Origin of the sequence: Gordonibacter massiliensis (ex Traore et al. 2017) (genome assembly GCF_019731765.1) — a bacterium.
GTDB classification, from domain to species: Bacteria; Actinomycetota; Coriobacteriia; order Coriobacteriales; family Eggerthellaceae; genus Gordonibacter; species Gordonibacter massiliensis.
The window spans coordinates 288848-309827 of sequence record NZ_JAASIO010000001.1 but is presented as its reverse complement, the minus strand read 5'-3'; the positions used below and the strand labels follow the sequence as shown (position 1 = coordinate 309827).

Annotated in this window: 13 protein-coding genes and 4 tRNA genes; 2 read left to right on the top strand and 15 right to left on the bottom strand. The window is 63.8% G+C overall.

The annotated features are described in order from the left end of the window. Nucleotides 1-93: 93 nt before the first annotated feature. The 10 genes from kdpC to HCH03_RS01185 form a co-directional block, all read right to left on the bottom strand. A complete protein-coding gene (gene kdpC, locus HCH03_RS01230) occupies nt 94-696 on the bottom strand; it encodes a potassium-transporting ATPase subunit KdpC (RefSeq protein WP_221688024.1) in 603 nt (200 codons plus the stop codon). Between the two features lie 115 nt (nt 697-811). Beyond that, nucleotides 812-2905: a potassium-transporting ATPase subunit KdpB gene (gene kdpB, locus HCH03_RS01225; protein WP_246599439.1), complete on the bottom strand. Its 2094-nt coding sequence runs from the start codon at nt 2903-2905 to the stop codon at nt 812-814. A gap of 34 nt (nt 2906-2939) precedes the next feature. Beyond that, nucleotides 2940-4715, bottom strand: coding sequence for a potassium-transporting ATPase subunit KdpA (gene kdpA, locus HCH03_RS01220; RefSeq protein ID WP_221688023.1), 1776 nt, complete (start codon nt 4713-4715; stop codon nt 2940-2942). 245 nt (nt 4716-4960) lie between these two features. Continuing rightward, nucleotides 4961-5053 (bottom strand) — tRNA-Ser (locus HCH03_RS01215). 94 nt (nt 5054-5147) lie between these two features. Next, nucleotides 5148-5239, bottom strand: a tRNA-Ser gene (locus HCH03_RS01210). Between the two features lie 65 nt (nt 5240-5304). Beyond that, on the bottom strand, nt 5305-6066 hold the full coding sequence (locus HCH03_RS01205) for an ABC transporter ATP-binding protein (protein WP_368042401.1): 762 nt from the start codon (nt 6064-6066) through the stop codon (nt 5305-5307). A 104-nt stretch (nt 6067-6170) separates the two neighbouring features. After that, nucleotides 6171-7475, bottom strand: a complete 1305-nt coding sequence (locus tag HCH03_RS01200) for a SurA N-terminal domain-containing protein (protein WP_221688021.1) — start codon at nt 7473-7475, stop codon at nt 6171-6173. 484 nt (nt 7476-7959) lie between these two features. Then, nucleotides 7960-9771 (bottom strand): translational GTPase TypA, encoded by a 1812-nt coding sequence (gene typA / locus HCH03_RS01195; protein WP_080144166.1) that lies wholly within the window; start codon nt 9769-9771, stop codon nt 7960-7962. Between the two features lie 96 nt (nt 9772-9867). Beyond that, nucleotides 9868-10422, bottom strand: coding sequence for a J domain-containing protein (locus HCH03_RS01190; protein ID WP_221688020.1), 555 nt, complete (start codon nt 10420-10422; stop codon nt 9868-9870). 500 nt (nt 10423-10922) lie between these two features. Beyond that, on the bottom strand, nt 10923-11774 hold the full coding sequence (locus HCH03_RS01185; protein ID WP_221688019.1) for a CPBP family intramembrane glutamic endopeptidase: 852 nt from the start codon (nt 11772-11774) through the stop codon (nt 10923-10925). Between the two features lie 93 nt (nt 11775-11867). On the opposite strand from HCH03_RS01185, the gene HCH03_RS01180 reads away from it, so the two are divergent. Continuing rightward, nucleotides 11868-12761 carry a TraX family protein gene (locus HCH03_RS01180; protein ID WP_221688018.1) on the top strand — a complete coding sequence of 298 codons (894 nt, stop codon included), beginning with the start codon at nt 11868-11870 and terminating at the stop codon, nt 12759-12761. Nucleotides 12762-12819: 58 nt separating this feature from the next. On the opposite strand, the gene HCH03_RS01175 is transcribed toward HCH03_RS01180, so the two are convergent. Together HCH03_RS01175 and HCH03_RS01170 are read right to left on the bottom strand one after the other, a co-directional pair. Continuing rightward, nucleotides 12820-12895 (bottom strand) — tRNA-Ala (locus HCH03_RS01175). Nucleotides 12896-13007: 112 nt separating this feature from the next. Continuing rightward, nucleotides 13008-13084 (bottom strand) — tRNA-Ile (locus HCH03_RS01170). 236 nt (nt 13085-13320) lie between these two features. Between HCH03_RS01170 and HCH03_RS01165 the strand changes: the two genes are divergently transcribed. Next, the gene (locus HCH03_RS01165; protein ID WP_080144163.1) at nt 13321-13824 is read left to right on the top strand and encodes a bifunctional nuclease family protein; all 504 of its coding nucleotides are present in this window, start codon (nt 13321-13323) and stop codon (nt 13822-13824) included. A gap of 52 nt (nt 13825-13876) precedes the next feature. On the opposite strand, the gene HCH03_RS01160 is transcribed toward HCH03_RS01165, so the two are convergent. The 3 genes from HCH03_RS01160 to gyrB all read right to left on the bottom strand — a co-directional run bounded on the left by HCH03_RS01160 (nt 13877) and on the right by gyrB (nt 20932). Further along, nucleotides 13877-15601, bottom strand: a complete 1725-nt coding sequence (locus HCH03_RS01160) for an MATE family efflux transporter (protein WP_221688017.1) — start codon at nt 15599-15601, stop codon at nt 13877-13879. Between the two features lie 586 nt (nt 15602-16187). Further along, the gene (gene gyrA, locus HCH03_RS01155) at nt 16188-18950 is read right to left on the bottom strand and encodes a DNA gyrase subunit A (protein WP_368042400.1); all 2763 of its coding nucleotides are present in this window, start codon (nt 18948-18950) and stop codon (nt 16188-16190) included. A gap of 11 nt (nt 18951-18961) precedes the next feature. Further along, nucleotides 18962-20932: a DNA topoisomerase (ATP-hydrolyzing) subunit B gene (gene gyrB, locus HCH03_RS01150; protein ID WP_221688016.1), complete on the bottom strand. Its 1971-nt coding sequence runs from the start codon at nt 20930-20932 to the stop codon at nt 18962-18964. Nucleotides 20933-20980 lie beyond the last annotated feature (48 nt).

Here is a 20980-nt window from a genome sequence, read left to right as displayed (position 1 = left end):
CGACGTACATGGCTCGCGGGATCGTGCGGCCGCCACCTGCAGCCCGCAGCTCCGTCGCAGCAACCCCTCGCTCGCAGCGCGAGGCGCGTTCCGTTACTGCAAGATGCCGTCGAGCATGAGGTTCACCTTGAGCACGTTCACGCGGGCATCGCCGAGAACCCCGAGCTGCGGCTGCTCGGTGCAGCGCTCGATGATGTTGCGGATCTCCGACGCGCTCTTGCCGGTGTTCCTCGCCAAGCGCTCCACCTGGTACTCGGCGGCCGCCGGTGAGATATGGGGGTCGAAACCGCTGCCGGAGTTCGTCACCAGGTCGCTGGGGATGGGCTCGTCGCCCTTCTCGGGATGGGCCGCGTGGATCTGGTCGATGCGGTCTTGCACCGCGCTGGCGAAATCGTCGCCCGCCGGGCTCAGGTTCGAGGCGCCGTACCACAGCACGTCGTTGCCCTCGTCATCGGTGAACGTGCCCGTGCTGGGGCTCATCACGCGGCCCCACATATGGTCGTCGTCGGTGAATTGCTGCCCCACCAGCTCGCTTCCGTACTTCGTGCCGTCGACTTCAATGATGGAGCCGTTGGCCTGGTAGGGGAAGACGAGCTGGGCGATGCCCGTGCACACAACGGTGTACAGCACGCCGCACAACACCGTTGTCACCAGGAAGAACAGCGCTGCGCTCCCCCATGTTTTCGCCTGTTTCATGTCATTCGTCCTTTCGTTCGCTCCCATGACGCACATTTCGCGCTGGGTCGGGAGGAAACCACCTGCGGCATCCTCCCGTGTAAACGCCCTGGCCGTCTGAGGCCAGCCTTGATAGTTACGCAACGCCCAGCGCCGTCAGGCCCATGTCGAGCAGCTTGATGGCCGCGAAGGGCAGAACGATGCCGCCCAATCCGTACACCAGCAGGTTGCGGCCGAGCAGGCTTTGCGAGGTGGCTTCGCGGTACTTCACGCCCTTCAGCGCCAGCGGGATGAGCGCCACGATGATGAGGGCGTTGTAGATGATCGCCGACAGGATGGCCGTGAGCGGGCTCGTGAGGTGCATGACGTTCAGCGCCTCGAGCGCCGGGTACAGCGGCACGAACAAGGCCGGGACGATGGCGAAGTACTTCGCCAGGTCGTTGGCGATGGAGAACGTGGTCAGCGAGCCGCGCGTCATGAGGAGCTGCTTGCCTATGCGCACGATGTCGATGAGCTTCGTGGGCGACGAGTCCAGGTCCACCATGTTGCCGGCTTCCTTCGCCGCCTGCGTGCCGCTGTTCATGGCCACGGCCACGTCGGCTTGGGCGAGCGCGGGCGCGTCGTTCGTGCCGTCGCCCGTCATGGCCACCATGTGCCCCTCGGCCTGGTACTGGCGAATGGCCTCGAGCTTCGTCTCGGGGGTCGCCTCGGCGATGAAGTCGTCCACGCCGGCCTCGGCCGCGATGGCCGCCGCGGTCAGCGGGTTGTCGCCCGTGATCATAACCGTTTTGATGCCCATGGTGCGCAGGTCGGCGAAGTTCTCCTTGATACCCTGCTTCACGATGTCCTTCAGATGAACGACGCCCAGAATACGATGATCGCGAGCAACGAGCAGCGGAGTGCCGCCTGCCCGCGCGACATCCTCAACGACTCCGGCGCACTGAGCGCTGTACGCGCCGCCGCGCGACTCCACATAATCCTTGACGGCATCGGCCGCCCCCTTCCGAATCTCGTGGCCCTCGAAGTCCACGCCGCTCATGCGCGTCTGGGCCGTGAACGGGATGCTCGTCATACCCGCGCCTTCCAGCTCGCGGGCGCGGATGTCGAACAGCTCCTTGGCCAGCACCACCACGCTGCGGCCCTCGGGCGTCTCGTCGGTGAGGCTCGCCAGCTGCGCCGCGTCGGCCACGTCGCGCTCGGAGGCGCCGTCCACCGGAATGAACTCGGCGGCCTGGCGGTTGCCCAGCGTGATGGTGCCCGTCTTGTCCAGCAGCAGCACGTCCACGTCGCCGGCGGCCTCCACGGCGCGGCCGCTCATGGCCAGCACGTTCGCCCGGTTCAGGCGGCTCATGCCGGCGATGCCGATGGCGGAGAGCAGCGCGCCGATGGTGGTGGGCGCCAGGCACACGAACAGCGCCACGAGCGAGGTGATGGTGGTGGGGTTCGCGATGCCCTCCTGGTTCGCCCCGAACCCGCTGAACGCGAACAGCGACACCGACACGATGAGGAACACGATGGTGAGCGCCACGAGCAGTATCTCGAGCGCGATCTCGTTCGGCGTCTTCTTGCGCGCGGCCGACTCCACCATGGCGATCATCTGGTCGAGAAAGCTGTGGCCCGCGTCGGCGGTCACGCGTACGACCAGCCAGTCGGACAGCACGGTGGTGCCGCCCGTGACGGCCGAGCGGTCGCCGCCGGACTCGCGGATGACCGGGGCCGACTCGCCGGTGATGGCGCTCTCGTCCACCGACGCGGCACCGAGCTCGATTTCGCCGTCCGCGGGGATCTGCTCTCCCGCCGCGACGAAGAACAGGTCCTTCTTCTTCAAAACGGCCGAGCTCACCTCGTCCGCCTGGATGCGGAAGAACTCGGCGGGGTCGTCCACATGGTGTCCCTTCGCCACCAGCCCTTCGTTGAGCTTGTGCGCCGGCACGTCGCGCTTGGCGGCGCGCAGCGAGTCTGCCTGGGCCTTGCCGCGGCCTTCGGCGAGCGCTTCCGCGAAGTTCGCGAACAGCACGGTGAGCCAGAGCACCGCGGATATCGCCAGGATGAAGCCCGGCGCCGCGTCGGCGATGCCGAACAGCGATAGGACGAACAGGATAAGCGTGAGGATGGCCGAGAGGTACACCATCAGCATGACGGGGTTCTTGGCCTGTTCGCGCGGGCTGAGCTTTGCGAACGCATCGAGCACCGCACGCTTCGCGAGCGAGCTCATGGCAGTGTTTTTCATAGCAGTTGTCGTCATCTTTCTCTCACCCGCCTTTCTACAGCGCCATCATCAGTTGCTCGGCGACGGGACCCAGCGCAAGCGCCGGGAACATCGTGAGCGCACCGATCAGCAGAACCATGAGAACAAGCAGGAACACGAACATCGCATTGCTGGTGGACAGCGTGCCGGCGCTCGTGGCAACCTTGGGCCGCGTGCACAGGCTGCCGGCCAGCACGCACACCGCCACGATGGGAATGAAGCGGTTCGCCAGCATCTCGAGCCCCAGCACCACGTTGATCATCGGCGTGTTGGCGTTGAAGCCGGCAAAAGCCGAGCCGTTGTTGCCCCCGGCGGACGTGGCCGCGTACAGCACTTCCGAGAACCCGTGCGCGCCGGGGTTGTTCAGGCTGTCCACCGTGGCCGGATCGAGGCTCATGATGCCTGCGCCCACCAGAATGAGCAGCGGCGTGGTGATGCACAGGATAACGGCCATGCGCATCTCCTTCGGACCGATCTTCTTGCCCAGGTACTCGGGCGTGCGGCCCACCATGAGCCCGGCGATGAACACCGTGAGGATGACGAAGCCCAGCATGCCGTACAAACCGCAGCCCACGCCGCCGAACACCACTTCGCCCAGCGCCATCAATATGATGGGCACCATGCCGCCGATGGGCGTGAAGCTGTCGTGCATGGCGTTGACCGAGCCGTTCGACGCGGCCGTGGTGAACGCGGCCCACAGCGACGAGTCGGTTACGCCGAAACGCGTTTCCTTGCCTTCCATGTTGCCGCCAGACTGGCCGTCAACCCCCATGTACACCTGGCCGTCGGCCGCAAGCTGGGGCGTGCCCATCTGCTCGAACACGGCTATCGCCACCAAGGCCGCCACCAGCAAGATGAACATGGCCGCGAACACCGCGCGTCCTTGGCGCCGATCGGCGACGAAGCGTCCGAAACTGAACACGCAGGCCACGGGGATAAGCAACAGCGACAGGCACTGTATAAGGTTCGTCAGCGGCGTGGGGTTCTCCAGGGCGCTCGCCGAGTTCACGCCGTTGTAGCCGCCGCCGTTCGTGCCGAGCTGCTTGATGGCAACCTGGCTGGCCTGCGGGCCCATGGGAACCGTGGCCTGGTCGATCGTCTCGACGGCGGCGGGGTCGTCCGCATCGACGATGTTGCCCGCCTCGTCAACGCCCACCGGCTCCAGCAGCTGCACCGTCTCGTAATCGTTAACGTTCTGCGGGGAGCCCTGCCACACGTCCACCACCGTCACCACGAGGGCCAACGGAAGGAGCACGAACAGCGTGGCGCGCGTCACGTCAACGAAGAAGTTGCCCAGGCCCAGATGCCCCTCGCTCACCATGCCGCGAAGGAGCGCGAACAGCACGGCGATGCCCACCGCCGGAGTCACGAAGTTCTGCACGGTCAGGCCGAGCGCCTGCGAGAAGTAGCTCAGCGCCGACTCGCCGCTGTACGCCTGCCAGTTCGTGTTCGTCACGAAGCTGACGGCGGTGTTGAACGCCAGATCCCACGAAAGGCCGGGAAGCCCCTCGGGGTTGAGCGGCAGAAGCCCCTGCAGCATGAGGATGGCGAATAGCCCCACCAGGGAAATGGCGGAGAAAGCGAGTGCGCTGACCAGGTACTTCTTCCACCCCATGTCCTCGTTCTTGTCGACGCGTATGCATCGGTAGATGACGTTCTCGACAGGAACGAGGACGCGCGTGAAGACGGTCTTCTCGCCTGCCATGACCTTGTTGAGATATGCCGACAAGGGAATGGCCAAAGCCACGAGCAAGGCGAGGTAGATCCCGTATTCGAGCAGTTCGTCCGTCACCGCTCATCGCCCCCTTTCAGCAACACCACGAAAAGGTAGAGCACGACCAGCACGCTCAGCCCTCCGACGACGCCGGTTACGATGTCCATCGTCTTCCTTTCTTGTTTCCAGGCCGCCGCAGCGGCATCTTCTGCAAGCTAGGTAGACGATAAGGAAGAGCGGATTAACGCACCGTTAAGGTGAGGGACGGAGGGTTAAGAAGGCGTAAAGATGCAAAAAAGCGCCCGAAGGCGCTTAGTGGAAACTGGCGGAGGAGGAGGGATTCGAACCCTCGTTACCCGGGTTACGGGTAAAACGGTTTTCGAGACCGCCGCATTCAACCACTCTGCCACCCCTCCGCGTGGGATGCGGCCGGCTTGGTCCTCGCCGACCGGCACGCGCCGTGCTCCGGCGGTGCGCTCTCGACCGGGAATTCGGTCGTTGGAATTTCAATGGCGGAGAGATAGGGATTCGAACCCTAGGTACGCTTTTGGCGCACACACGATTTCCAATCGTGCACCTTCGGCCAGCTCGGTCATCTCTCCGCTTCGTCGAAACGTGCATGCTCGCGCCGTGCGCGAACGTGCAGCAGCTACGTAGTATACAACAGCTAATAGGCGCTCACAAGCGAATAATAGGACCCAGATCGATTAATTTTCAAGGGAACGTCGAACAGCGCGCTCATGGAATCGTCGGCAAGCAGGCTTTCCTTTGGGCCGTCGGCGAACACGGCGCCGTTCTTGATGAGCACGAGGCGCCCGATCTCGGGAATAACGTCTTCGGGATAGTGCGTTACCAGCACGATGGACTTCCCCGCCTGGGCGAGCGTGCGCATGCTCCGACGCACGTAGTACATGCCCTCGGGATCGAGCCCCGTGCACGGCTCGTCGAACACGAGCGTCTCGGGATCGTGCACGAGCGCTCGGGCGATGAGCGCCCGCCGTGCCTGGCCGGTGGACAGCGTCATGACGTCGCGGTCGTGCAAGTCGGCTATGCCAAGCAGGTCCATGGTGTCGCGCGCCCGCGCGCGGGCGGCATCGGCTTCGGCGGCGTCCACTGTCGGCAGGATGCCGAGCGACCCGAACAGGCCGCCGGCCACCACGTCCACTGCCGGCAAATGCACCGTCATCTGATCCTGCATGGTGGATGACACCACGCCCAGGCACTGCTTGACCTCGGCAAGCGTCGCCCGGTCGCGGCCTTTGAACAGCACCGGGGGCTCGTCGCGATGCAACGGCAGCACCTCGCGCGTAATGAGCTTGACGAACGTGGACTTGCCCGAGCCGTTCGGGCCGAGAAGGGCTATGTTCTCGCCTTGGGCGAGGACGAACGCGTCGACCGAGAGGATCGCATGACCGGCGCGCCTGACCACGGCGCCGCGCAATTGGAGAAAGGGCGCAGAAGAAAGCGGCTGCGGGTTCTCCGCAGCCGCTTTCGCTTCGCTCGTTGCTGTTCCGGGCGCCATTCGCTTCAGGTTTACGCGGCCTCGGCAGGCTGCTGGTTCGCGGCGTCTCCGCTCTCGGCAGGCTGGTCGCTCGCATTGGCGTTGGCGTTGTCGCCAGAGCCTTCGGTGTTCTCACCGGACGCGGCATCGCCTGAACCTTCGGCGTTGTCGCCGGCGTTGTTCGCGGTGTCGCCGTCGCCGGTGTCGGTGCCGTCGCTATTGTTCTGGGTTGCTCCCGTAGAGCCCTCGGCCGGCGTGTACTTCGACATGTCCACCGCGTAGGGCAGGCCCTCCGGCATCGGGTTGATGACGATGTCGGCCGACTCCTTGTACTCGGAGAACCAGGTCTGGGCGGCCTCGTTCTGCTTCTGCTGCTTGAGGGAAGCCTTGATGCTGTCCAGGAACTCGGAGGGGATCTGGTCGGTGCTGGTGATGGTCACCGTTTCGGTGCCGTCCTCGCCCGCGGCCTTCGGGGCGTTGAACACATCGGTGCACTTGATGATGTGGATGCCGTACTGGCTGGTCACCAAACCGCTGACCTGATCCTTCTCAAGGCCGTTCAGGGCATCGGTGTACTCGGTGACGAAGCTGTTCAGCTTGTCCCAGCCCACGTCGCCGCCCTTCGCAGCGCTGCCGCCGTTGCCGTTGTCGTTGTCCTTGGAGTACTGCTTGGCCGCCTCGGCGAAGTCGAGCTCGCCGCTGTTGATCTGGTCGAGCACGCTCTGGGCCGTGGCCTCGTCGCCGCTGTCGAACAGGATGTGCGACGAACGCTTCGCACCGTCGTAAGCGGAGGCGTACATCTGCGCGTACTGCAGCAGATCTTCCTGGCTGGGCTCCTCATCGCTGGCGAACGACTCGGTCAGCTTCTTCTGCAGCAGCTGGTTCTCGATGTTCTCGCGATAGGATTCCTCGGTGAAGTTCGCCTGCTCCAACGCCGCGGACCACTTGTCATCGCCGTCGTAGTTGGCCTTCATGGTGTTCACGATGCTGTCGATCTCGGAGCTGTCCACGCTGATGTTCTTTTCCTTCGCACCCTGCTTGATCAGCTCTTGCTGCACGAACGAATCGATCATCTGCTCGCGGACGGACTCGGGAGTCATGGCGTTGTCGGCGAGCCACTGGCCCCACTCGTCCTCGCCGTCCATGCCCATCTGGGAGCGGATGCCCTGGATCATGTTGGTGACGTCGTCTTCGGGGATCTCCGTTCCGTTGACCGTGGCGGCAACCCCGCCGGTCAAGCCGTTCGCGTTGGCCGAAGAGCACGCCGCCAAACCCCAAACGCAGGTGGCCGCCAACCCGGCAACGCACACGGCCTTCATGATGTTCGCAGTCTTCATAGGACCCTTCCCTCGAACATGCGGGCCGCCAAGGCGACCGAGCATGATGTAAGTTACTGAGCGGTATTTTCGCACACACGGCAATTGTGTCCTCGCCGATGCACAATATGCCCACTTTCGCTTCACGAAGCACGGACGTTAGGCACGAGCGCGAGAGCGACGTCGCGCAAATGAGGAGGTGATATGCGGAACGGAGGTTTGGAAGACGCTATCTGTGGTCATCCTGATCATTCGGCAGTCCGATGGACCGTCGAGGCCCCGGGCACGCGGAGCGGGCGCAGGGAGACGCCGCAAAGCGTCGGGCCGCAGGGCGCTCCAGCTTGCCATCCTGAGCTGAGGCCGTATACCGTTCCAACTTGTCATCCTGAGCGGAGGCGGCGCGAGCCGCCGGAGCCGAAGTATCCCGTGCGGTGCCAGCCGGAAACGCCTCCGGCTGGCACCGCCCTTACGGAAGGGTATCGAACCGCGGAGCGGTTGGAACCCGCTAGTTCTTGTTCGCCTTCTTGCGCTCGATGGAGCTCAGGATGCGCTTGCGCAGGCGGATGCTCTTGGGCGTGACCTCCACCAGCTCGTCGTCCTCGATGTACTCCAGGGCCTCTTCCAGCGTGAACGTCTGCGGCGGCGTGAGCTGGATGGCCTTGTCGGCGCCGGACGAACGCTGGTTGCCCAGCTGCTTGGACTTCGCGATGTTGACGACCATGTCGCCTTCCTTCGCCGACTCGCCCACGATCATGCCCTCGTAGCAGTCCTCGCCGGGGCCCACGAACAGCTTGCCGCGCTCCTGCAGCGTGTCGAGCGCGTAGGCCACGCTCTTCTCGGTGGACATGGAGATCATGGAGCCGTTCTTGCGGCCGTTGAAGTCGCCGCGGAAGGCGCCGTACTCGCTGAAGTGGTGGAACATGGTGGCTTCGCCGCGCGTGACGTTCAACAGGCGCGTGCGCAGGCCCATCGTGCCGCGCGTGGGAATCTTGAACACGAGGTGCGTCTGGTCCCCGCGCTGGAACATGTCGGCCATCTCGCCGCCGGCGCTGCCGAACACCTCGATGGCCTTGCCCGCGTACTCGCTGGGCACGTCCACCGTGGCCTCCTCGATGGGCTCGAGCTTGCGCCCCTGCTCGTCCTTCTTGATGAGCACGCGCGGGCGGCCCACCTGGAACTCGAAGCCCTCGCGACGCATGGTCTCCATGAGCACGGACAGGTGCAGAACGCCGCGGCCGGCCACTTCCACGCCGCTCTTGTCCTCAAGCTCCTCGATGCGCATGGAGATGTTGCTCTCCGCCTCGCGCATGAGACGCTCTTTCAGCTGGCGCGCGCCCACGATATCGCCCTCGCGGCCGATGAGCGGGCTGGTGGACGCCTCGAACACGACGGCCATCGTGGGCTCTTCCACCTCGATGGGGTCCAGGCGCACGGGATTCTCGCGGCTCGTGACCATGTCGCCGATGTCGGCGTCGTCGACGCCCACCACGGCCACGATGTCGCCGGCGTGCACCTCCTGCTGCTTCTTCTTACCCAGTTCCTCGAACGTGAACACGTCCTTGATGACGGTGTTGTAGCGCGTGCCGTCGTTCTTGATGACCAGAGCCTGCTCGTTCTTGTGGATGGTGCCGGAGAACAGGCGCCCCACGCCGATGCGGCCCACGAAGCTGGAGTGGTCGACCGTGCAGATCTGCAGCGCCACGGGGCCGTTCGGCTCGCAGTCGGGCGCGGGCACTTCCTTCAAGATGGTGTCGAGCAGCGGCAGCATGTCCATGTTCTCGTCTTCGGGGGCAAAGCGCGCGTAACCGTTCACGGCGCTGGCGTAGATGATGGGGAAGTCGAGCTGCTCGTCGGAGGCTTCCAGCTCCACCATGAGGTCGAACACCTCGTCCACCACTTCCTCCGGACGCGCGCCGGGGCGGTCGATCTTGTTGATGACCACCATGATGCGCAGGCCCAGCGCCAGCGCGTGCTTCAGCACGAAGCGCGTCTGGGGCATGGGGCCCTCGAACGCGTCCACGATGAGCAGGGCGCCGTCGGCCATGTTCAGCACGCGCTCCACCTCGCCGCCGAAGTCGGCGTGGCCGGGCGTGTCGATGACGTTGATCTTCACGCCGTTGTACGTGACCGAGATGTTCTTCGACAGGATGGTTATGCCGCGCTCGCGCTCCTGGTCATTGCTGTCGAGCACGCGCTCGTCCACCTGCTGGTTCTCGCGGAACACGCCGCTCGTGTACAGCAGCCGGTCCACGAGCGTGGTCTTGCCGTGGTCGACGTGGGCGATGATGGCGATGTTGCGGAGGTTCTCTTGTTTCATGCCTTGCTTCTTCTTTCTATTCAAGCCGCACCTGAGCGGCGCGGCGATGATCCTGGTGCAAGCCGGTGCGGGGACGCCCCGCACGGGAATGCGACGTCACATGTCATCCAACTCCTCGGCGAGGCGGCGCTCTTCTTTGTTGAGCTCGTCGATGTGCTCGTTGAGCGTGCCGATAGTGCGCTGTGCGCCCACCGCTTGGACGATGCCCCACACCACGGCCGTCACGCCCGCCGTGGCCAGGATGAGCAAGGGCCCCGGTTTGCGGAACAGGATGGCCACCACCGCGCCGATGCCCGCCATGACGAGCCCGTTGCGGCGTTCGTCGTACACCACGTCGCGCTGGCTCACCAACTGCGTGCGCGCGGCGGCGATGCCGGCTAGGCGCGCCTCCATCTCGCTGGCTGGCGTGTAGGCGCGCGTGGTGGAAGCGGCGCGACCCGCCTTTGAGCGAGAACCCTTCCCGCTGGTGAGGCATTCGTAAGCCTCTTGCAGGTTCTTGAACTGCTCGGTGGCGCGATCTTGGAGCTTCTTATTGGTGGCGAAGCGGTCGGGGTGGAGGATCTGCGCAGTCTCCTTGTAAGCCGTCTTGATGTCGTCGAGCGTGGCATCCTCGTCGAGGCCCAAGATGCGCAGTGCTTCCGTCCGGTTCATAACTCCCCGCAGAATCGTTGTCGTGGCGCGCTCGCGATCATGACACGCCCGCGCATTCGTTTTCCAAGGAAGCATGGTACCACGCCAGCGTGAAAAGCCGAACCGCAGGGGAACGCGTCACAGAATGAGCGCGCTTGGCATATAAGGCGCACCGGGCGTGCACGACGCCGGACGAGACGCGCTTGCGTCGCGGGACGCCTGCTGCCTTGCGGAAACGCGCCGTTTCGCAACACATGCCACCGCTCCCGGTTTCTGATCAGCGTGTGCGATTAATATAACCCAAATCATCATGGACAGATATTCGAGCTGTGGTCGATTCAGCCGAAGAAAATTTGCGAGGAATTTTTCACCATCAGGCGTTTTCCCGTTTTGCATCCGTGCATGCAAGCGTGATATTTACCATAGCCGCCGATTTTGTCCACGAGCGCCATCGATGGAATCCACAGGAGCAACGGAAACGCACCCGGCGAAACCGGGAACTTGGAAAAGGAGCAAACCCGCTACAAGCAACCATCGGGTTTTTTCAAACAGGATGCGGCGTGGATGGCGAACGGAACGAGCAGCACCGTGGTGGCAAGAAGCACGGCCAAGTCGGCGGGTTGGCCGGTGGCGTACGTGGCGGGAAGCGCGCCTGTCAACGCGAACAACAGTGCCTCGGATAGCGCGTTGAAGGCCGCATGGGTGCCGACGAGCAGCCAGAGGTTCCCCGTGCGGGCGAGCAGGCCGGCCATAACGAACCCGAACAGCGCGGCTTGCACCGGTTTGACCAGCGTCTGGACAGCGGCGACAGTAAAGATCGCGGATTCTAGGGAGGTCGACGTCGTCACGTGCAGCAGTCCGAACACCATCGCTTGCACGACGGCCGCCACCAGAACCGGGCGGGGGCGCTCCTCATTTTCCAACGCGGTGGCGAACCCCTTGAACACGATACCGCGGAACAACGCTTCTTCGAACACGCCGGTGACGAGGCAGAGCAGAAGAAACAGGGCGACGCCGCCCGGCGAAGCCATGGGTGAGACGAAGAAGGAGAGCGACCCACCCTCTCGTCCACCCAGCGCGGAGAGCAACGCTGCGGCCACGCCGGCCGCAAGCGCTACGAGCGCCAAGACGCCGCACGCGAACAACGCCGTTCGGCTTTGCGTGCCGCGACGCATCTTCCAGCGCAGCGACGACGGATCGAATGCCGCGAGCACGCAGAGCATGCAGAGCGCGGCGAGAGCCGTTTGAACAAGCGACGCCACCAGCGGGTCGAGCCCTTCCGCCGGGACCACGGTAAAGCACGCCACAGCCAGCGCGCACGCTGCGGCCGCGTAGGCAAGGGGGTGGTTGTTCCTGATTTTTTGCAGGCTCATATATGCAGTATAATCGATGTCTCTCCGGCGCGCGCTCCCCCACCGCAGACCGGATCGAGCAGAAACGCGCGAAACGGATGCGAAGGCGAAGGCATGGCAGACGGCGGTCGGGACAAGACGAGCAACCACGCGCGCGGTGGCGCGGGCGGTCAAGTCTGCGAAGGCGCGTGCGCCCGAACCCAAGGCGACGCGGGCGGCTTGTCGTCGTTCGCGCTCAAGATGGTGGCCATCGTGGGCATGACGGCGAACCATGCCGCCTACCTCTTCGACGCTCAGCTGCCCTTCGCGGCGCGGTGCTTGCTGTACGCGGCAGGCGGACTCACTTTCCCCGTTATGGCGTTTCTGCTGGTAGAGGGGTATCGCCACACCTCGAACGTGAAGAAATACGCCCTGCGGCTGGGCGTGTTCGCCGCGGTGTCGCAGATTCCCTATGCGCTGTTCCTGGCGGGCGATGCCAACGTGCTGTTCACGCTGCTCATAGGGTTGGGCGTGCTGTACGCGCACGACCACGTGGCGAACCGGGCGGCGTTCTGGGCGCTGTTCGCGGCAGCGCTGTTCGCGAGCCTCGTATGCAACTGGGGATTCGTCGGCGTGGTGATGACATTCCTGTTCAAGGTGCTGGGAGCGGGAACGCAGCGAGATACGGAAACGGGCAGTGGCGAAGCCGACGGAGGCGATTTCGTGCCGGCCGCGTTGAAGACGCCGCTCGGCGCGGTCGCTGCGCCTGTGTTGCTGGTCGTGGTGGCCGACGGACTCCCTCTGCTCGCCACGCTCGCAACCGGCGTTTCGACGGCGGGAGACTGGTCGCTGCTCCCCTTCGTGCTCTATCCGTTGGTGGGATGCACGCTCACCATTCCCCTCCTCCGTGCTTATCGCGGACGCCGGGGCCTTCCCATGAAGTGGTTCTTCTACGCCTACTATCCGTTGCATATCGCGGTTTTGGGCGTGGCGCACCTGGTTCTCTTCGGAACCATGCCAACCTATTAGAGTTCTTGAAAACTGTCGGGAAACGAAAAACGGACCCTGCAGGATCCGTCCGATTTAATGGTGGAGCATAGGGGGATCGAACCCCTGACCTACGGCTTGCAAAGCCGTCGCTCTCCCAGCTGAGCTAATGCCCCGTTCGATCGGCGCCGCGGTTGGATTCAGCACGCGAGCGGCCGACTTGCTCCAGATACTAATAAACGCTCCACCGGCTAACTCGGCTCACGGTGGAGCGTTTATCGCAAAAAATGGTGGGCCCGAATGGATTTGAACCAGCGACCTCACGCTTATCAGGCGTGCGCTCTAACCAACTGAGCTACGGGCCCGCAAAAAAAGTGCCTGAACACTGTAACCCACAATCAACGTTTTGGTCAAGCACTTTTTCTAGGCAATTTTAAAAGGTCAACTGGGCACTTTCCCATCGTTGAAAAACATGAGCTCCGAAAAGAGGCGCAGACGTCACGCATGGGAAACACCTTCTTCGTCAACCGTTCGCATGGCAACCCAGCGGTATAATCGAAGCACCCGGGGAACCGGTCCCCTGATGCAACGAGGAGCTTTCATGGTACCTGTCAACGTGCAAACCCTGATCGTCTCGGCCGCGCCGGCGCCCTCCATCATCGTGCTGCAGCCGATCGAGGAGCCCACGCAACCCGGCAAATGCCGCATCGTTCCCATATGGGTCGGCGTGAACGAGGCCACGCAGCTGGGCATCGCCTTGGAAAAAGCGCGTTTCGCCCGTCCCATGACGCACGACCTGTTCCTCGACGCGCTCACGAATCTCGATGCGCGGGTCGACCACGTGGTCATCAACGACGTGAAGGGGGCCATGTTCTTCTCGCGGCTCACCCTCAAACAGCACGACCGCCTTATCGATCTGGACGCACGTCCCTCCGATTCCATCGCGTTGGCACTGCGCCAACAGGCACCCATCTACATCGAGGAGGACGTGCTCGAGCGGGCGTCGTTCCCCTACGTGTTCAAAAGCGCTCCGGACGAGGAAGAGGAGCTCGCGGATTTCCGCTCGTTCTTGGAAGAGCTGGCCCCCGAGGATTTCGAGGGATAGCAACGCGGCGGCTCGCCGCCCATAGGGACGGCGAGCCGCCGCCGGGCGCAGATTACCAGAACGAAGCCAGAATATCGTCGACGGGCGTCGGGGCGTTGTGGCCGTCGAGCGTCGTCGTCGCCACGAACGAGGGAGCGTTGACGCCGACGATCTCCCCTTGCTTCACGCCTGCGGGAGCGAAAGACGCGCTGGGAACGGGCAAACCGCCGGGCGCTCCTTCCCGATCGGGGATTTTCCCGATGCCGCGCGGCACCTTCTCATTCCCTTCATCGATCGCGTTCCGCTCGTGTATGTCACGTTCGATCATGTCCCGCTCGCGCTCATCGCCCAGTGCGCGGCGTTTCCATCCACCGCGCGCGAACGTGCATATGAGGAAGCCGGCGCGCAGCCATTCGTCGATGCACATGGCTATCCACATGCCCACGAGGCCCCAACCCCAGCCGATGCCCAAAAGCCAGCCGCCGCCCACGGCGAACACCCACGAGAACGCCACGTTCACCGTCACCGGCGTGCGCACGTCGCCGAGCGCGATGAGCGCGCGCACCATCACGATGTTCAGGCTGCGGCCTATCCCCAAGAACACCTCCACCAGCATGATCTGCCGGCCGAGCTCGTGCACGAGCGGGTCGGCCGTGAGCAGGCCCACCACGGCGTCGAAGTTCCACCATAGCGTAAGCGACACGGCCGTGGTGAGCACGGCCGCTATGAGGTCGGCCATCCACACGCGGCGGCGCACCAGGTCGAACTTTCCCGCGCCGAACAGGTAGCCCAGCACGATCTGCGTGGCCTGCGACAAAGCGATGGAATACAGATAGGCGATGCTCGCCAGCATAGAGCAGTACACCTTCACCGTGACCACCGTCGCGCCCAGCACGTTGATGAAGGACAAGATGACGATCTGCGCCAAGTCGTAGTTCATCTGCTCGCCCGACGAGGGAACGCCCACGCCCAGCATGTTCTTGAGCGTTTTCCACGGGAACGGGCGCAGCAAGCGCGGCGACGGACGCACGTCGGTATGTCGAAGCAGCATGAACACGGCCAGTGCAAGCCCCACGCCGCGGGCGACCACGTTCGCGGCGGCCGTCCCCTCCACGCCGAGCGCCGGAATGGCGCCCGTTCCGTTCACCAACACGAGGCACAACCCGATGTTGACGGCGTTCATGGCCAAACTCGCTCCCATGACGTCGCCCACCCGGGCGAAGCTGCGCAGCAGTGCCGTGATGGCGAAGAACGCGCCTTGCATGATCGTGGTCGACCCCACGATGAGCAGGAACGACGATCCCATGGCATGCAGCGACGAGTCTATGTGCAGCCAGGAGAAGAACTGCGGCCAGAACGCGAACAGCGCCGCCGTCATGAGCGCGCCCAGCGCCATGTTCACCACCAAGGCCACCGTGGCTATCTCGGAGATCGTGCGTTTCGACGAGGCGTTGCCCAGCACGCGGGTAACGAGCACGGTGGACGCCGTCCCCATGGCCGAAAGCGCGATGGTGATGATGTTGAGTATCTGCAGCGCGTTGCCTACCGCGGCGGCGGGCTCGACTCCCTGCGGGGCCAGCATCATCTGGTTCACATTGCCAACCATGATCTGCATGAACAGCTCGACGAACAAGGGGACGGACAACACGAACACGTCGCCGGACGTGGTTTTCTCGGCCGGCGCGCGGCCGGCGCGGGCCTTGCGCGCCACGTTCGCGCGCCGCCCGGCGCTCTGCGCATGACCCCAAGCTCCTTGCGCGCACCCGAGCGCTCCTTGGGCCAATGCGGTTATGGACATGGGCTTCTCCGCCCCCTTTCATACGAAGCGCCCGATTCAAACGGGCGCGGCAACATTCGCGAAGCGTGCAGTATACGGCACGTCAACACCGACGTGCCGGACACGAAACCCGTCCACGATTTCCGCATTCATGAGTACGAACGTTCGCTAACCAACAACGAAAAAGTTATTGATGATTTAAATAGTTATAAATAATGGACACTACTGTTTCACGTGAAACACTCTTCAGAAAACCGAAAGCACTGACGAAGAGGGAGGGAGGGTTACTTGGTTGAAGTAAATTCGAGAAGATGATATTTGAGAAATGAGAGAGCGGGGATAAAAGAAAATCGAAGAACGAGATAGAAATAGAGCAGCGTTACCAAGGAAGAGTCGATGAAAGGGAATGAAACAACGGCGCGTTTTGTTGAGAGGGAAAATCGATAGGGAAATGGAAAAGGAATTCGCGTGTTGGGAAGTCGCGTCGAAAAAAGAAAATGAAAAAACGAATCACGTTGTTGGGAGGAGGTATCGATTGGGGGGGTGAAAAAATGACGGGCCCTGGTAAGGGCCCGTCATTCGGTTCAAGTCGGCTTGAAGGGAAAAGCTACTCCCCGTCGATCTCGTTCTCGGCCAGATCGCCTTCCTCGGATTCTTCTTCCAAGAGGTCGATCTGCGATTCGTCCTCGGAGCCGGGCTTGTCGCCTGCCGCACGCTTCTTCTTAGCGCGGCTCGAGATGGCCACGGCCGTCACGCGGTCGCCGTCGCCCACCTTCATCACGCACACTCCCTGCGTGGAACGCCCCAGTTCGGAAATGCCGGAAACCGGAGTGCGAACGACCACGCCCTCCTCGGACATAATCATGATCTCCTCGTCGGGAGCCACGATCTTCATGGCGGCCAGCAGGCCCTTCTTCTCCGTCATGGTGATGGTGAACACGCCCTGGCCGCCGCGATGGTGGTCGGGGTACTCGCTCACGGGAGTGCGCTTGCCGTAGCCCTTCTCGGTGATGACGAACAGCTCCGTGTCCGGCTTCGCTATCTCCATGCCCAGCACCCGCGCGATGGGCGGCACGTTCATGCCGCGCACGCCCATGGTGTCGCGACCCATGCCGCGCACCTCGCCCTCGTCCCACTTGATGGCCTTGCCGGCGCTCGACACCATGATGACCTTCTCGCCGGGCGCGACGCGCTTCACCGAGATGAGCTCGTCGTTGTCCTTCAGGTTGATGGCGATGAGGCCGTCGCGGCGCGTGCGGTCGTACAGCTCCATGGACGTCTTCTTCACCATGCCGTGCGACGTGGCGAACATGAGGAACTCGTCGGCCGGGAAGTCCTTCGTGGCGATGACGGCCGAGATGGTCTCCCCCTTCGCCAGCGGTAGCAGGTTCACGATGGCCGTGCCGCGCGCGTGGCGCGACGCCTCGGGCAGCTCGTACACCTTCAAGCGGTACACCTTGCCGGCCGTGGAGAAGAACAGCATGTAGGCGTGCGTGGAAGCCACGAACAGATGCTCCACGTAGTCGTTGTCCTTCAGGTTCACGCCCTGCATGCCCTTGCCGCCGCGCTTCTGCTGGCGGTAGGTGGCCACGGGCAGGCGCTTCACGTAGCCGGCCTTCGTCACCGTCACCACCATGTTCTCGTCGGCGATGAGGTCCTCCACGTCGATGTCCTTGGCGTCGGCCGAGAGCCTGGTCTTGCGCGGCGTGCCGAACTTCTTCTTGATGTCCAGCAGCTCGTCCTTGATGATCTGGCGCACGAGCGTCATGTCGCCCAGGACGCGCTTGTAGTAGTCGATCTTCTCGCGCAGGGCGGCCAGCTCTTCCTCGATCTTGCCGCGCTCCAAACCGGTCAGGCGGCGCAGCTTCATCTCCAGGATGGCGTCGGTCTGCTTCTTCGACAGCCCGAAGCGCTCGGTGAGGCGACCCGCGGCCTCGGCGTCGGTCTGCGACGAGCGAATGATGGAGATGACCTCGTCGATGTTGTCGAGCGCGACCACCAAGCCCTCGAGGATGTGAGCGCGCTCCTCGGCCTTCGCCAGCTCGTAGCGCGTGCGGCGCACGATGACGTCTTCCTGGTGCGCGATGTAGTAGTGCAGCATCTCTTTGAGCGACAGCACGCGCGGCACGCCGTCCACCAGCGACAGCATGATGGCGCCGAAGCCCACCTGCAGCTGCGTGTGCTTGTACAGCTTGTTGAGCACCACCTGCGGGATGGCGTTCTGCTTGAGGTCGATGATGATGTCGATGCCGTGGCGATCGGCGCCGTCGTGGATGTTCGAGATCTCGGGCAGCTTCTTGTCGCGCACGAGCTCGCCCAGCTTCTCCAGCAGGCGCTGGCGGTTCACCATGTAGGGGATTTCCTTCACGATGATGGAGCTGCGGCCGTTCTTTTTCTCCTCCACCTCGCAACGGGCGCGCACGGTGAGCGAGCCGCGGCCCGTCTCGTACGCGTCGATGATGCCCTTCTTGCCCATGATGATGCCGCCCGTGGGGAAGTCGGGGCCGGGCAGGGCGCACATCAGCTCGTCGGTAGTGACGTCGGGGTTGTCCAGCATGAGGCACGTGGCGTCGATCGTCTCGCCCAGGTTATGCGGCGGGATGTTCGTCGCCATGCCCACGGCGATGCCCTGCGATCCGTTGACCAGCAGGTTCGGGAAGCGGGCGGGCAGCACGACGGGCTCTTCGAGGCTCTCGTCGTAGTTCGGCTGGAAGTCCACCGTCTCTTTGTCCAGATCGGAGAGCAGCTCCATGGCCGCCTTGTCCAAGCGCGCCTCGGTGTATCGCATGGCCGCCGCGCCGTCGCCGTCGATGGAGCCGAAGTTGCCGTGGCCGTCGATGAGCGGCACGCGCATGGAGAACGGCTGCGCCAGACGCACCATGGTGTCGTACACGGCCGAGTCGCCGTGCGGGTGGTACTTGCCGATGACGTCGCCCACGGTACGGGCCGACTTCATGTGCGGGCGCGAGGGGGTGTAGCCGCTCTCGTTCATGGCGTAGAGGATGCGTCGGTGAACCGGCTTCAAACCGTCGCGCACGTCCGGCAGGGCGCGGGCGACGATGACGCTCATGGAATACTCCAAGAACGACGTCTGCATCTCCTTGCCCAGGTACGCCGTGCGCACGATGGTGCCGTTGCCGCCGTTGGCGCCTTCCACGATCTCGCCGTGGGCGCTCGGCAAATCGTCCTTGATGAGGGCCTTCGCGCGCATCTCGTCGGAGATCACGGAACCGGGGGCGGAAAAGCCCTCGTCGTCGTCCGCGTCCTCGGCGTCGGAAAGCGCGCCTTCCAGGTCATCCTCTTCCTCGGCCCCCTCGCCCGCGTCGGCGCGGTTCAGAAACTCGTCGAAAGAATCGTTGTTGTCTGCCACTTAGATTCTCCTTAAATATCCAGGAAACGGACGTCGCGGGCGTGCTTCTGGATGAACTCCTTACGGGGCTCCACCTGGTCGCCCATGAGCTCGCTCACCACGCGCTCGGCTTCGGCGGCGTCGTCGATGTTCACCTGCAGAAGCGTGCGCGTCTCGGGCTCCATCGTGGTCTCCCACAGCTGATCGGGGTCCATCTCGCCGAGGCCCTTGTAGCGCTGGACGTCGAACTTGTCCGGGTTGTCGTACTCCGCGAGCACCTTCCCCAGCGCGCTCTCGTCGTAGATGTAGCGCTCGATCTTGGGACTGCGCGAGTTCTTCTTCTTCAGGCCGAAGATGGGCGGCTGCGCGATGTAGATGTAGCCGCGGTTGATGAGCTCGGGCATGTAGCGGTAGAAGAACGTAAGCAGCAGGCAGCGGATGTGCGCGCCGTCCACGTCGGCGTCGGTCATGATGATGATGCGGTGGTAGCGCGCCTGGTCGGCGTCAAAGTCGTCGCCGATGTTCGTGCCGATGGCCGTGATGAGCGAGCTGATGGTGTCGCTGGACAGCGAGCGGTGCAGGCCCGCGCGCTCCACGTTGAGGATCTTGCCGCGCAGGGGCAGGATGGCCTGCGTCTTGCGGTCGCGCGCCTGCTTGGCCGAGCCGCCTGCGGAGTCGCCCTCTACGATGAATATCTCGGAATCGGCCGGCGTCTTCGACGAGCAGTCGGCCAGCTTGCCCGGCAGCGCGAACGAGTCGAGCACGCCCTTGCGGCGCGTCATCTCGCGCGCCTTGCGGGCGGCTTCGCGCGCCTTGAGCGCCTGCGTGGCCTTGTCGATGATGCGCTTGGCGGGCTTCGGGTTCTCCTCCAAGTACTCGGCGAGTCCCTGGGTCACGGCGTTCTGCACGAGCGGGCGTATCTCGGTGTTGCCCAGCTTCGTCTTCGTCTGGCCTTCGAACTGCGGGTCGTGCAGCTTCACGGACACGATGGCCGCGCAGCCCTCGCGCGTGTCATCGCCGGAGAGGTTCGAGTCCTTCTCCTTGAGGATGCCCTTCGCGCGGGCGTATTCGTTGATGGTGCGCGTGACCGCCTGCTTGAAGCCGTCGAGGTGCGTGCCGCCTTCGTGCGTGTTGATGTTGTTCGCGAACGCCATGACCGAGTTCGTGGAGTAGGACGACGACCACTGCATGGCCACCTCCACCGTGCCGTCGTCGTTCTCGGCCTCGAAGTAGATGGGCTTGTTCAGCGTCTCCTTGCCCTCGTTGAGGAACTTCACGAAGTCCACGATGCCGCCGGCGTACTGGAACACCTCGGTGCGCGGCTCGGGAGCCAGGTCGGACAGCGTGCTGCCAGGGTTCGCGCGCTCGTCGTGCAGGATGATCTTCAGGCCCTTGTTCAGGAAGGCCATCTCGCGGAAACGGCTGGCCAGCGTGTCGTAGTCGTACACCGTGGTGTCGGTGAAGATGGTGGGATCGGGCCAGAACGTCACCGTGGTGCCGTTGCCGCGCTTGACCTTGCCCACTTCGCGCAGCTTCTCGGCCGTTTTGCCGTGGTCGAACGAGATGTCGTACTGCACGCCCTCCTTGAACACGCTCACCTCGACGCGCGAGGACAGCGCGTTCACCACGGACACGCCCACGCCGTGCAGGCCGCCGGACACCTTGTAGCCCTCGCCGCCGAACTTGCCGCCGGCGTGCAGGATGGTGAGGACGACCTCGACCGTAGGGATCTTCTCCTTGGGATGCTTGTCCACGGGAATGCCGCGGCCGTTGTCGTCGACGGTGATGGAGTTGTCGGGATGAATCCACACCTCGATGGTGTCGCAGTAGCCGGCGAGCGCCTCGTCGACCGCGTTGTCCACGACCTCGTACACCAGGTGGTGCAGGCCGCGCGGGCCGGTCGAGCCGATGTACATGCCCGGACGTTTGCGGACCGCTTCCAAGCCCTCGAGGACCTGGATGTCAGAACCGTCGTAATGGTCAGGTTTGTTTGCCACTGACATGCTCCTTTTTCAGTGCGTTTTCGTGAGAACGCGCCGTTTCCCCTGCAA

Bases quoted from the DNA above. Each gene is read 5' to 3' on its own strand.
- HCH03_RS01180 (WP_221688018.1), top strand. From the start codon at position 11,868: ATGGCAGACGGCGGTCGGGACAAGACGAGCAACCACGCGCGCGGTGGC.
- HCH03_RS01190 (WP_221688020.1), bottom strand. From the start codon at position 10,422: ATGAACCGGACGGAAGCACTGCGCATCTTGGGCCTCGACGAGGATGCC.
- HCH03_RS01185 (WP_221688019.1), bottom strand. From the start codon at position 11,774: ATGAGCCTGCAAAAAATCAGGAACAACCACCCCCTTGCCTACGCGGCC.
- HCH03_RS01200 (WP_221688021.1), bottom strand. From the start codon at position 7,475: ATGAAGACTGCGAACATCATGAAGGCCGTGTGCGTTGCCGGGTTGGCG.
- HCH03_RS01165 (WP_080144163.1), top strand. From the start codon at position 13,321: ATGGTACCTGTCAACGTGCAAACCCTGATCGTCTCGGCCGCGCCGGCG.
- HCH03_RS01160 (WP_221688017.1), bottom strand. From the start codon at position 15,601: ATGTCCATAACCGCATTGGCCCAAGGAGCGCTCGGGTGCGCGCAAGGA.
- typA (WP_080144166.1), bottom strand. From the start codon at position 9,771: ATGAAACAAGAGAACCTCCGCAACATCGCCATCATCGCCCACGTCGAC.
- kdpB (WP_246599439.1), bottom strand. From the start codon at position 2,905: ATGAAAAACACTGCCATGAGCTCGCTCGCGAAGCGTGCGGTGCTCGAT.
- gyrB (WP_221688016.1), bottom strand. From the start codon at position 20,932: ATGTCAGTGGCAAACAAACCTGACCATTACGACGGTTCTGACATCCAG.
- kdpC (WP_221688024.1), bottom strand. From the start codon at position 696: ATGAAACAGGCGAAAACATGGGGGAGCGCAGCGCTGTTCTTCCTGGTG.